At 64.5% G+C, this 12687-nt stretch carries 11 protein-coding genes; 10 read left to right on the top strand and 1 reads right to left on the bottom strand.

The features are described 5' to 3' along the window. Nucleotides 1–7: 7 nt before the first annotated feature. The 5 genes from JW030_RS10485 to JW030_RS10465 all read left to right on the top strand — a co-directional run bounded on the left by JW030_RS10485 (nucleotide 8) and on the right by JW030_RS10465 (nucleotide 4029). Nucleotides 8–658, top strand: a complete 651-nt coding sequence (locus JW030_RS10485; RefSeq protein ID WP_188046297.1) for a DUF1345 domain-containing protein — start codon at nucleotides 8–10, stop codon at nucleotides 656–658. Between the two features lie 50 nt (nucleotides 659–708). Then, entirely contained in the window at nucleotides 709–2214 is a 1506-nt protein-coding gene (locus JW030_RS10480; protein ID WP_188046298.1) for a SulP family inorganic anion transporter, read from the top strand. Between the two features lie 117 nt (nucleotides 2215–2331). Further along, nucleotides 2332–2559: a DUF4287 domain-containing protein gene (locus JW030_RS10475; protein ID WP_188046299.1), complete on the top strand. Its 228-nt coding sequence runs from the start codon at nucleotides 2332–2334 to the stop codon at nucleotides 2557–2559. 5 nt (nucleotides 2560–2564) lie between these two features. Further along, nucleotides 2565–3440 carry a homocysteine S-methyltransferase family protein gene (locus JW030_RS10470; protein ID WP_223159988.1) on the top strand — a complete coding sequence of 292 codons (876 nt, stop codon included), beginning with the start codon at nucleotides 2565–2567 and terminating at the stop codon, nucleotides 3438–3440. A gap of 19 nt (nucleotides 3441–3459) precedes the next feature. After that, entirely contained in the window at nucleotides 3460–4029 is a 570-nt protein-coding gene (locus JW030_RS10465; protein ID WP_188046301.1) for a hypothetical protein, read from the top strand. Between the two features lie 9 nt (nucleotides 4030–4038). On the opposite strand, the gene JW030_RS10460 is transcribed toward JW030_RS10465, so the two are convergent. Continuing rightward, nucleotides 4039–4842 carry a CPBP family intramembrane glutamic endopeptidase gene (locus JW030_RS10460; RefSeq protein ID WP_188046302.1) on the bottom strand — a complete coding sequence of 268 codons (804 nt, stop codon included), beginning with the start codon at nucleotides 4840–4842 and terminating at the stop codon, nucleotides 4039–4041. Nucleotides 4843–5202: 360 nt separating this feature from the next. Here JW030_RS10460 and JW030_RS10455 point away from each other — a divergent pair, with 360 nt between their 5' ends. The 5 genes from JW030_RS10455 (at nucleotide 5203) to typA (ending at nucleotide 12591) form a co-directional block, all read left to right on the top strand. Next, nucleotides 5203–6825: an ABC transporter substrate-binding protein gene (locus JW030_RS10455; protein WP_188046303.1), complete on the top strand. Its 1623-nt coding sequence runs from the start codon at nucleotides 5203–5205 to the stop codon at nucleotides 6823–6825. Nucleotides 6826–7010: 185 nt separating this feature from the next. Then, nucleotides 7011–7937, top strand: a complete 927-nt coding sequence (locus tag JW030_RS10450) for an ABC transporter permease (protein WP_188046304.1) — start codon at nucleotides 7011–7013, stop codon at nucleotides 7935–7937. Further along, nucleotides 7930–8886: an ABC transporter permease gene (locus JW030_RS10445; RefSeq protein WP_188046305.1), complete on the top strand. Its 957-nt coding sequence runs from the start codon at nucleotides 7930–7932 to the stop codon at nucleotides 8884–8886. Before JW030_RS10450 ends, JW030_RS10445 begins: the two co-directional genes overlap by 8 nt. After that, nucleotides 8883–10574 (top strand): ABC transporter ATP-binding protein, encoded by a 1692-nt coding sequence (locus tag JW030_RS10440; protein ID WP_188046306.1) that lies wholly within the window; start codon nucleotides 8883–8885, stop codon nucleotides 10572–10574. Before JW030_RS10445 ends, JW030_RS10440 begins: the two co-directional genes overlap by 4 nt. Before the next feature lie 112 nt (nucleotides 10575–10686). Next, nucleotides 10687–12591: a translational GTPase TypA gene (gene typA, locus JW030_RS10435; RefSeq protein WP_188046307.1), complete on the top strand. Its 1905-nt coding sequence runs from the start codon at nucleotides 10687–10689 to the stop codon at nucleotides 12589–12591. Nucleotides 12592–12687 lie beyond the last annotated feature (96 nt).

The raw sequence follows: 12687 nt of genomic DNA, 5'->3' as shown, positions 1-12687 counted from the left end.
TCGGGCCATGACCCGTTTGTCTGTGCGCGCCCAGGTGCGACTCCGATGGATTGCGTCGCTCGTCGTGGGCATAGCGGTCGGCGCCGCAGCGGCGCCTCCGCTCGGAGTCGCTGCGGGCTTTCTCGCGGGGTGGACCGCCCTTGCTATTACGGTCCTGAGCTGGACCCTGCTGACGGTCTGGAACATGGGCCCCGAGGAGACTCGCGACCACGCAACTGCCGAGGACACCGGACGCAACCTCGCCCGGATCGTCGCCATTCTGGGCAGTGTCGTGAGCCTCGCAGCTGTCGGCGTCGTGATGGTGCAGGGGCGGCAATCGGGCGGGGTGGAAGCGTTGGTGCTCGCTGGCATTGCAGTGCTCAGCGTCGTCTCATCGTGGGCCTTGATTCAGACGAACTACCTGCTGCACTACGCCCAGATGTACTACCAGGGTGGGCCCGGGCTGCAGGGCGGCATCAGTTTCAACCAGCGTGCAGACCCGCAGTACACCGACTTCGCCTATTTCTCGGTGGGACTCGGGATGACCTACCAGGTTGCAGACACAGCAGTCACGAACAACGCGATCCGCAGAATCGTGATCGGTCAGACCTTGCTTGCCTACCTCTTTGGCTCGGGCATCCTAGCGACGGTGATCAACCTGGTCGCCGGGCTCGGCTAACGGGATTCGGCCCGCTGCCGCGACTTCCCGAGCATGGGAGGATGAAACCCATGGCCCCCACTCGGTTATCCGCGACCCCACTCGAGCGACAGTCGGTGCTCCGCACCCTCCGCACGCCGCGCTGGCTCGGGACCGAAGTGCTCGCCGGGATCGTCGTGGCGCTCGCGCTCATTCCCGAGGCCATCGCGTTCAGCGTGATCGCCGGGGTCGACCCGCGCGTGGGGCTTTTTGCCTCGTTCACGATGGCGGTGACTGCAGCGATCGTGGGTGGTCGCCCGGCGATGATCTCGGCCGCCACGGGAGCGGTGGCACTCGTCATCGCGCCGCTCAACTCGACGCACGGCCTGCAGTACCTCATTGCTGCGGTGATCCTGGCGGGGATCCTGCAGATGCTCTTCGGCGCGCTCGGCGTCGCAAAGCTCATGCGGTTTATCCCGCGCTCGGTCATGATCGGCTTCGTCAACTCGCTCGCGATCCTCGTCCTGATGGCGCAGCTTCCCGAGCTCACCGGGGTGCCGTGGCTCGTCTATCCGCTCGTCGCCGCCGGCATCGCGATGATCTGGGGCTTCGGCAAGCTCACCCAGGCCATCCCTGCCCCGCTCATCGCCATCGTTGTCCTCTCCCTCGTCACCGTGCTGGGTGGATTCGACGTCCCGACGGTGGGCGACAAGGGAACGCTGCCCGATGCTCTGCCGACCTTCTTCTTGCCCGACGTGCCGCTCACCCTCGAAACGCTCCAGATCATCCTGCCGTTCTCGGTCTCGATGGCCCTCGTTGGGCTGCTCGAGTCGCTCCTCACCGCGAAGCTCGTGGACGAGGTCACGGACACCCACTCGAACAAGACGCGCGAGGCCTGGGGGCAGGGAATCGCGAATGTTGTGACCGGGTTCCTCGGCGGTATGGGCGGGTGCGCCGTCATCGGTCAGACGATGATGAACGTCAAAGCCTCAGGGGCGCGCACTCGCATCTCGACCTTCGTCGCGGGCGCTTTCCTGCTGGTGCTCGTTGTGGTGCTCGGCGACGTGGTCGCGGTCATCCCGATGGCCGCCCTCGTCGCCGTGATGATCTTCGTCTCAGCGATCACCTTCGACTGGCACTCGATCCGACCGTCGACCCTTCGGCGCATGCCCAAGTCCGAGACCGCCATCATGCTCATCACCGTCGCGACGGTCGTGGCGACACACAACCTCGCGATCGGCGTCGGGGTGGGCGTCGTCGCAGCTTCGATCCTGTTCGCCCGCCGCGTGGCGCACTTCTGCACGGTGTCCCGCGCGATCGAGACTGACGAAGTCGGCGAGATCGCGCGCTACACCGTCGAGGGCGAACTGTTCTTCGCCTCGTCGAACGACCTCGTGACTCAGTTCTCCTACGCGGAGGATCCGGGCCGGGTGGTCATCGACTTCTCGCGCTCCCACCTCTGGGATGCCTCGACGGTCGCCGCCCTCGACAGCGTGCAGGCGAAGTATGCCGCTCGGGGCATCGACGTGGAGCTCGTCGGCCTGAACGAGGCGAGCACGCGCATCAGGCAGCGTCTCGGCGGCAAGCTCGGCGCCTAACGTTCATCTACTGACGCAGGATCCTCCCGCACGACTCGCCCGGGAACGCCGGGGGCCTGTGTCAGACTGGGCGCACATGAGTCGCATGGGCGGCGCGAGGTGAGCAAAGGGGCCACGATGACCGAAAAAGTACAGGGACCGAAGTCCTACTTCCCGTCCATCGAAGCCAAGTACGGCAAGAGCATCGATGAGTGGTTCGAGACGCTCGCCCCGCATGCCGGCAAGAAGCACATGGACCAGGTCGCGTTCCTCAAGGAGCTCGGCGTGGGACACGGCCACGCGAACGCCCTCGTGCACGTCTTTCGCGCCGAGCACGGTGGCGCGGGCGAAGGCGAGACCGCGTGAGCCACATGATTGCCGACGGCGGCATTGAGACGGAACTCGAGGACCGGCTTGGGCAGGAACTGACCGAGTTTGCGGCGTACCCGTTGCTCGCAACGGCCTCAGGGCGAGAAGCACTGCGCGAGTATTTCCGCCCCTACATGGCGCTCGCTGAGACCACAGGAATTCCCATCGTGCTCGACACCCCCACCTGGCGCGCAAACGCCGACTGGGGCAGCGTGCTGGGCGACGATGCCGAGTCGCTCGCGCGGGTCAACGCGGACGCCGTTGCCTTCGTGCGCACAACAGCCGAGGCGTTCGCGCCGGAGGCCGAGGTCGTCGTGAACGGCTGTGTCGGCCCTCGGTTTGACGAGTTCGACGCGGCGACACGGATGAGCCCAGAAGACGCCGAGCGCTACCACGCGCCGCAGGTTGCCGCCCTCGCCGAGGCCGGTGCCGACCGCGTGACCTCGGTCACCACACTCGACGCGGCAGAGGCGATCGGCGTGGTCCGGGCAGCGGTCGCCTCCCGGGTCCCGGCGTACGTGTCGTTCACCGTCGGGGAGGACGGGTTACTCGCCGACGGGTCGACCCTCGACATCGCGATCCGGGCGGTTGACGAGGCTACCGGTTCGGCCGCGTCGGGCTTCTTGATCAACTGTGCGCACCCCGCCGCCGCCGCACGCGCGCTCGCGAAGGCGCCTTCCGCAGGTGCCCGTGAGCGGCTGGTAGGCGTGCGGTTGAACGCCGCGCACGAGGGCGACGAAGGTCCCGGTGACGCGCCGGAGGCGTTCGCCGCCGCCACGCTCGCGCTCGCGAACTCTGCGCCGAGCCTTGCCGTGTTCGGTGGCTGTTGCGGTACCGGCCCGGCACATATTGGTGCGTTGGCAGGTCTGCTCGGCTAGCCCCGGTAGGGTGGTGGACGTGAATGACGCCACCCCGAACTTCCAGGACGACGCCACGAACACCCGCAACCCCGCGCTGATTCCATGGATCGTGGTGGGCCTTGCGTCGGTCCTGGCGATCCTCGTGTCGATCCTCGTGATGAATCTGTCGCGCGGTGGGGCAGATGTGTCTGCTGACCCGATCCAGACGACCGAGCCCGCCGTCACCTCGCCGAAGCCGACAACGTCGCCGACGACCAAGCCGACTGCCGAGCCCACACCGAGCAGCGACCGCGCGCCGTCGGTGGACGTCGGCACGACGAGCTCGATGCGCATCGATCAGTGGAACGCCGTGACCGACGTGTCCGGGCGCTTTGGCGCCCTGAATTACGTCTTCGACGGGGAGACCATGCAGATCACCTCGGCACTCACCGACTCGTTCCCCGCAAGCTGCGGCGCGGCGATGAAGACGGGCTGGGGTATTGAACGCGTGGCCGGGACCAGCTACAAGGTCGTGAAGCCGGCCGGGCAATGCGCGGACTCGCCGGAACTGTACGACCAGGTCTGGGGCCTCATGCAGGCGATGGCCGACGCGATCAAGCCGGCCTAGTCCCGTTCGTTACGGGGTCCGCCCGAACAGGCCGGGCCACCACGCGACCGCGAGCGCGTACCCCGCAAAGCTCACAATGTCGAGAATCCAGTGCGCGACGATGAGCGGCAGGATCCTGCCGTAGCGCTGGTATGCCCACCCGAAGAGCAGCCCCATCGCGACGTTTCCGATGAACCCGCCGAAGCCCTGGTAGAGGTGGTAGCTGCCGCGCAGCAGCGCGCTCGTCACGATGATGCTCCACGGGCGCCAGCCGAGGTCGCGGAGCCGGGCGAAGAGGTACGCGACCACGATGAGTTCCTCGCCGAGCGCGGCGCGTAGCGCGGCCAGCACCAGCACCGGGACGGTCCACCAGTAGGCGTCCAGCTCGGTCGGGATGACGTTCACGTTGATGCCGATGGATCGTGCAAAGAGGTAGAACGCGAGACCCGGGATCCCGATGGCGGCGGCGAGGGCGAGGCCCCAGCCGCTGTCGCGGATCCACCAGGCACCGGGGCGCGGGGCGAGGCCGAGCCGGCCGAGGTGCGGGCGACTCTGCTGCCAGAGCAGAAAGATCACGAGGGCGACGGGAGCGAGCCCGAAGGCGAAACCGAGCAGCTGAGACACCAGGTCGAACGCTGGGCGATCGGAGAGCTGTCGGTTGATGGTCGCGGTCTGTTCTGCGAGTGCAGCCTCGCGGGTGAGGCGCTCGATGATCGAGACGATCGCATAGATCGCCGAGGCGCCAAACGAGAGCGCGAGCACGACGGCGATCTCGGCGCGAATGCGCCCTCGGGACAGCGTCTGCTGGATCGGCGCGGAAGAGAGGGGCTGCATGCCTTCAGCGTAGGGCGTTTTGTGGTCGATCGGGGCGGCCCGTTCACTGCGTCGGATCCTGTCTGAAAAGCAACGTGAAGCGCGAAGAGAGGCAGTTTTTTCTGGGGCCAACCAGGCCCTCTATGGAGCAGAGTCAGCCAGTGGGATCTCTACAATAATCTACGCCTCTCGTTGTGAAAGATTGTCGATCTCGTGGAGGGCTGGCTACGGTTTGGTCACCTTTGCGCCACGTGTGGCCATCTGTGGGGTCCGCCCCGAGCCAGATTCGTTAGGCTCATGGCGTTATCTCGCGGGGGTGCATGGTGGCGCGCTACTCGGGCGTCGTCGAGACCCCTGCGAATCCCTTTTCAAGGAGGAAAAATGAATCGTTCACGCATGGGACTCGGCGTCATCGCCGTGGCCACCGCGGGCATTCTGGCACTTGCGGGTTGCTCGCAGGGTGCAGGAGACGGCGGCGGTAGCAGCGGCGGAGACACGTCGGCAGTCATTACGACCAATGGTTCGGAGCCGCAGAGCGCGCTGATCCCGACCATGGTCAATGAGGTCGGCGGCGGCAAGATTCTCGACGCCATGTTCGCGGGCCTGGTCTACTACGACGCAGACGGTGCGCCGCACAACGACATTGCCGAGTCGATCGAGTCCGATGACGCGACGAACTACACGATTACGATCCGCGACGACGCGAAGTTCACCGACGGTACCGCGGTCACGGCGAAGAACTTCGTCGATGCGTGGAACTACGGTGCGGCGCTCGACAATGCGCAGCTCAACAGCTACTTCTTCGAGGACATCGAGGGCTTCAGCTACGACGAGAACGTTCCCGAGCTCTCGGGCCTCAAGGTCGTAGACGACACGACCTTCACGGTGAAGCTGAACAAGGCGGCCTCGGACTTCCCGCTGCGCCTCGGCTACTCGGCATACTTCCCGCTGCCCGACTCGGCATGGGATGACCTCGAGGCGTACGGCCAGGCACCCATCGGCAACGGCCCCTACAAGCTCGGTGAGGGGGACGCCTGGAAGCACAACGAGGAGATCGCGCTCGTCAAGAACGACGACTACAACGGTCCTCGTGAGGTCAAGAACGGTGGCCTCACCATCAAGTTCTACGTCTCGCTGGACGCGGCGTACTCGGACATCCTCTCGGGCAACCTCGACGTGATCGACGCGATTCCTGATGCATCGCTCGCGAACTTCGAAGCTGACCTGGGCGATCGTGCGGTCAACCAGCCCGCCGCGATTTTCCAGTCCTTCACCATTCCTGAGAGCCTCGCGCACTTCGGTGGGGAAGAGGGAAAGCTTCGCCGCGCGGCCATTTCCATGTCCATCAACCGTGATGAGATCACTGACGTGATCTTCGAGGGCACCCGCACCCCCGCAAGCGACTTCACCTCGCCCGTCATCGACGGCTGGTCGGATTCGCTCAAGGGCGCTGAGGTCCTCGAGTACAACCCCGAAGAGGCGAAGAAGCTGTGGGCTGAGGCCGACGCAATCGCGCCGTGGAGTGGCACCTTCGAGATCGCGTACAACGGTGACGGCGGACACGCTGCCTGGGTTGACGCGACCACGAACAGCATCAAGAACACGCTGGGTATCGAGGCTGCGGGCAAGCCGTACCCGACGTTCCCTGAGCTGCGCGACGAGGTCACGAACCGCACCATCCAGACGGCCTTCCGTACCGGCTGGCAGGCGGACTACCCGGGCCTGTTCAACTTCCTGGGCCCGTTGTACGCCACGAACGCTGGCTCGAACGACGGCGACTACTCGAGCGAAGCCTTCGACACGCTGCTGCAGGAGGGCGCGGTTGATACCGATCTCGCCTCGGCAAACATGAAGTTCCAGGAAGCGCAGGAGGTGCTGCTCGCAGACCTTCCGGCGACCCCGCTCTGGTACTCGAACGTGACCGGCGGCTACGCCGACACGGTTGAGAACGTGCAGTTCGGCTGGAACTCGGTGCCGATCTACTACGAGATCACCAAGAAGTAGTTCCCTAGTGCGAAGGCCCCGGGGCTCACCCGCCCCGGGGCCTTCCCGCGATTTCATCACGGCCTCGTCACCCCGATCGTCGTGCTCCGTGTTTGCGACAGAGCCGCCGCGAACCACCCATAGAACTCGAAGTTACGAGAGAATTTCCCCATGTCAGACTTCACCCACGGAACGGGGGACTAGGCGTGCTGCGTTATATCCTCTTCCGTTTGCTGCAGGTCGTGCCCGTGCTCCTCGGCACCACCTTCCTCATTTATTTCATGGTGTTTGCCATGCCAGGCGATCCCATCGCCGCGATGTTCGGTGACAAAACCCCGAACCCGGCGGTCGTTGAACGTCTGCAAGAGCAGTACAACCTCGACAAGCCGTTTATCGTCCAGTACCTGATCTACCTCGGGAAGATCTTCGTCGGCGACTTCGGCACGAGTTTCTCGGGCCAATCGGTCAATGAGATTCTGGCCCGTACCTTCCCCGTGACGATCAAGCTCGCGGCGATCGCGATCGTGATCGAGCTGACGCTCGCCGTCGTGATCGGCCTCATCTCGGGGCTGCGCAAGGGCAAGTTCTTCGACAACATCAATCTCATCATCGGTCTCGTCATGATGAGTGTGCCGATCTTCGTGATCGCGTTCATCGCCCAGTTCTTCTTCGGTATCAAGCTGGGCTGGTTCCGGACAACGGTGGGTACCGGAGCCCCCATCCAGGACCTTCTCCTCCCGGGTATCGTGCTCGGCATTAGCCTGTACGCCACCAGCATGCGTCTCACGCGCGCCTCGGTGATCGACACCCTGAACCAGGACTTCGTGCGGACCGCCTACGCCAAGGGCCTCTCCCGCGGGCGCGTCATTCCGGTGCACGTGCTGCGGAACTCACTCATCCCGACCGTCACCAACACTGCGGCCGACTTCGGGATCTTGATGGTGGGCGCGACCGTGACCGAGGGCATTTTCAACGTGCCTGGCGTCGGGAACACGCTTTACCAGGCAATCCTGCGCGGCGAGAACGCCACGGTGGTCTCGTTCGTCACCGTGATGGTGCTCGTCTACCTCGGCGTGAATCTCGTCGTAGACCTTTTGTATGCCGTGCTTGATCCGAGGATCCGTTATGCCTGAGTCGCGAAGTAATCCCATCCCCGAGCACTTTGTTGCTCCCTTCGAAGAGACCCCGGTCGCCGCGGTCGACGCGGTGCGCATCGCCGAACGCAAGTCCAATCTGTGGCTCGACGCCTGGCGCGATATGCGCAAGCGGCCGATGTTCTGGATCTCGTCCGCGATCATCCTGCTCGTAATCGTCGTCTCGCTGTTCCCGACTCTCTTCACCCAGGTGGATCCTCGGGCCTGCCAGCTCGCTCTTTCGAACGGCGGTCCCACCGCGGGTCACCCGCTCGGCTTCACCCGCCAGGGCTGCGACGTCTACTCGCGGATTATCCACGGTACGTCCACTTCGGTATCCGTCGGCCTCATCGTGATCACGATGACCTTCGTTATCGGCACCATCATGGGTGCGCTCGCCGGCTTCTTCGGTGGCTGGGTTGACACGGTGCTCTCGCGCCTGGGAGATATTTTCTTCTCGATTCCCTACATCCTCGCGGCAGTGATCGTGATGAGCGTCTTCTCCGCGCACCGCAACGTCTTCGTCATCGCGCTCGCGATCGGGGCCTTCTCCTGGCCGGTGACGGCGCGCATCTTGCGCGCCGAGATCCTGCGCGTGAAGAACGCGGACTTTGTGATGGCGTCCAAATCGCTCGGCCTCTCGCGCATGAAGACGCTGATCAAGCATGTGCTGCCGAACTCGATCGCTCCCGTGATCGTCGTCACCACGCTCTCGCTCTCGGCCGCGATCGTCGCCGAGGCGGTGCTTTCGTTCCTGGGGCTCGGCCTGCCCACCTCGATGTTCATGAGTTGGGGCAACGACATCAGCGCCGCCCAAGGTGACCTGCGCAACAACCCGCAGACCCTGATTTACCCGTCCATGGCGCTCACGATCACCGTGCTGGGCTTCATTATGCTCGGAGAAGTCGTCCGAGATGCACTTGATCCGAAGGCGAGGGCGCAGCGATGAACGAGCGTCAACCACTGCTGAGCGTGCGCGACTTGCGGGTCGCGTTCAATAACGGCGGCCAGACCAACGAGGTGCTGCACGGCATCAACCTGGATGTTTACCCCGGCGAGACCGTCGCGATTGTGGGGGAGTCCGGTTCGGGAAAGTCGACCGCGATGCACGCCGTGATCGGCCTGCTCCCGGGCACGGGCGCCGTCACGGGCGGCTCCATCCGCTGGAACGACCGTGAGCTGGTCGGTCTGCACCGCCGTGACCTCGAGTCGATCCGCGGGCGCGAGATCGGTTTCGTGCCGCAGGACCCGATGTCGAACCTCAACCCGGTGTGGTCAATCGGCTATCAGGTCAAGGAAGCGATCCGTGCCAACGGCGTCGCCACCGGCAAGAAGGAGATCGAGGAACGCGCAGTCGAGGTGCTCAAGCAGGCTGGCCTTGCCGATGCCGAGCGCCGGATGCGCCAATACCCGCACCAGTTCTCGGGCGGCATGAAGCAGCGTGCGCTCATCGGTATCGGTATGTCGGCGAACCCGCAGCTGCTCATCGCGGACGAGCCCACCTCTGCGCTTGACGTCACGGTGCAGCGCGTGGTCCTTGACCACATGGCAAAGCTCACGCGCGAGTCAGGCACCGCCGTGGTGTTCATTACACACGACCTGGGCCTTGCGGCAGAGCGCGCCGAGAAACTCATTGTGATGTACAAGGGCAAGATCGTCGAGTCGGGCCCCAGCCGGGAGATTTTGCAGCGCCCGCAGCACCCCTACACGCAGCGTCTCGTCTCGGCCGCGCCGAGCCTCGCGTCACGCAGGATCAGCGCCGGGGTGAGCGCCGCGGCGCCGGCGAGCGAGTTCGACCTCGCCTCGCTTGCCGCCCAGTCGACGCAGGTCGTCGGGGCAGGGGAGACCCTGATTGAGGTCTCGAACCTCTCCAAGGTCTACAAGCTACGCAAGGGCAACTTCGGCCACGAGGATTTCAAGGCCGTGGATGACGCCTCGTTCACCATCAAGCGTGGACAGACGATGGCGCTGGTGGGTGAGTCGGGGTCGGGGAAGTCCACCATCGCGAAGATGGTGTTGCAGCTCGAACAGCCCACCGCCGGCAAGATCGTGATCGCGGGCCGGGATACCAGCCTGATGGATGCGAAGGAGACCTTTGCGTTGCGGCGGACGTTGCAGCCGGTGTTCCAGGATCCTTACGGTTCGCTCGACCCGCTGCACAACATCGGCAACACCATCATGGAGCCGCTGAACATCCACAAGGTGGGCGACAGCGCCAGCCGCAAGGCACGCATGCTCGAGCTGCTCGACCAGGTAGCCCTGCCGCGGGAGCTCGCGACCCGATACCCCAACGAGCTGTCCGGTGGACAGCGACAGCGAGTTGCCGTGGCGCGAGGGCTCGCCCTCAAACCAGAGATTCTGGTGCTCGACGAGGCTGTTTCGGCGCTTGACGTTCTCGTTCAGGCGCAGATCCTAGAATTGCTGGCAGAGCTGCAGCGCGAGCTGGGGCTGACGTATCTCTTCATCACGCACGACCTTGCGGTTGTGCGTGTGATCGCAGACGAAGTCTGCGTCATGCAGCAGGGGCGAATTGTTGAACACGCTCGCACTGAGCAGGTGTTTGACACCCCCCGCGAGGAGTACACAAAGAATCTTTTGGCCGCAATTCCGGGCGCAAATATCCCGCTGGGAGCCTGACTTCCGGTTTTACCAGCCGATTCCCCACACCGATTCGCTAAACTAGCTCGTCGGCTTCTTCAGCATCCCGCTCAGCCGGCGACGCAACCATCCTCGTTAGGACAATACTTCTATGGCTCTTGCCACCCGCGAAGACCTTCGCAACGTCGCCATCGTGGCTCACGTCGACCACGGAAAGACCACGCTCGTTGACGCGATGCTCCGCCAGACGAACTCGTTCGACGCACACGCTGACGTGAGTGACCGCGTGATGGACTCGAACGATCTCGAGCGCGAAAAGGGCATCACGATCCTCGCGAAGAACACCGCCATTAGCTATGACGGTGAGCACGCGAAGAACGGCCCGATCGTCATCAACGTTGTTGATACGCCCGGCCACGCCGACTTCGGCGGCGAGGTGGAGCGCGCACTGTCGATGGTCGACGGTGTTGTTCTGCTCGTCGACGCGTCCGAGGGCCCGCTGCCCCAGACCCGCTTCGTGCTGCGCAAGGCCCTTGAGGCCAAGCACCCCGTTATTCTTGCCGTCAACAAGACGGACCGTCCCGACTCCCGCATTCAGGAGGTCGTTGACGAGAGCCAGGACCTGCTGCTGGGCCTTGCGTCGGACATGGCGGATGAGCACCCCGATCTCGACATCGACGCCGTGCTCAACGTGCCCGTCGTCTACCTCTCGGGCCGCGCCGGCGCTGCGAGCCTGAACCAGCCGGCCAACGGCACGCTGCCCGACACCGACACCCTTGAGGCGCTCTTCGGTGCGATCATCGAGCACGTTCCTGCACCGACCTACGACGACGAGCACCCCCTGCAGGCGCACGTTACCAACCTCGACTCCTCGCCGTTCCTCGGCCGTATCGCGCTGCTGCGCGTCTTCCACGGCGAGATCCGCAAGGGCGAGACGGTTGCTTGGGTGCGCCACGACGGCACCGTGCAGAACGTCCGCATCACCGAGCTCATGCTCACCAAGGCGCTCTCGCGTTACCCCGCCGAGAAGGCTGGCCCCGGCGACATCGTTGCCATCGCCGGTATCGAGGACATCACCATTGGCGAGACCATCGCCGATGCTGAGGACGTTCGTCCCCTGCCGAAGATCGAGATCGATGCACCCGCAATCTCCATGACGATTGGTTCCAACACCTCGCCGCTCGTCGGCAAGGTGAAGGGCCACAAGCTCACCGCCCGCATGGTCAAGGATCGCCTCGACCGCGAGCTCATCGGTAACGTTTCGCTCAAGGTCGTTGACGTCGGACGCCCCGACGCGTGGGAGGTGCAGGGCCGCGGCGAGCTCGCTCTGTCGATCCTGGTCGAGAACATGCGTCGCGAGGGCTTCGAGCTCACCGTCGGCAAGCCTCAGGTGGTGACGAAGGAGATCAATGGCAAGAAGCACGAGCCGTTCGAGCACCTGACCATCGATACCCCCGAGGAGTACCTCGGCGCGATCACTCAGCTCATGGCGACCCGTAAGGGCCTCATGGACGGCATGTCGAACAACGGCACCGGCTGGGTGCGCATGGAGTTCATCGTCCCCGCGCGTGGCCTCATCGGCTTCCGCTCGGAGTTCATGACCACCACCCGCGGCACCGGCATCGCCAACGCGATCTCGCACGGCTACGCCCCGTGGGCTGGCCCCATCGTCACCCGCAACAACGGTTCGATCGTTGCGGACCGCATGGGTGTCGTGACCCCCTTCTCGATGATCAAGCTGCAGGAGCGGATGACCTTCTTCGTCAGCCCCACGCAGGAGGTCTACGAGGGCATGGTCATCGGCGAGAACTCGCGCAACGAGGACATGGACGTCAACATCACGAAGGAGAAGCAGCTCACGAACATGCGTGCCGCGAGCTCGGACACCTTCGAGTCGATGACCCCGCCTCGCCAGCTCTCGCTCGAGGAGTGCCTCGAGTTCGCCCGCGAGGACGAGTGCGTCGAGGTCACCCCCGAGGTCGTTCGTATTCGCAAGGTTGAGCTCGAAGCTGGTGCACGCCAGCGCGCGACGGCTCGCCTGAAGAGCCAGAAGTAACTCTCTCTGAGTGTTGAGGGGCCCGGGGTGCGAAAGCGCCCCGGGCCCCTCCGTCGTTCCCGGGAATCGGTGACGAATGCGGCCGCGAATTGGCAT

Source organism: Leucobacter sp. CX169 (genome assembly GCF_017161405.1).
In the GTDB taxonomy this organism is placed as follows: Bacteria; Actinomycetota; Actinomycetes; order Actinomycetales; family Microbacteriaceae; genus Cx-87.
Note: the sequence above shows the minus strand (reverse complement) of the source record. Positions and strands in the feature narration are given on the sequence as shown.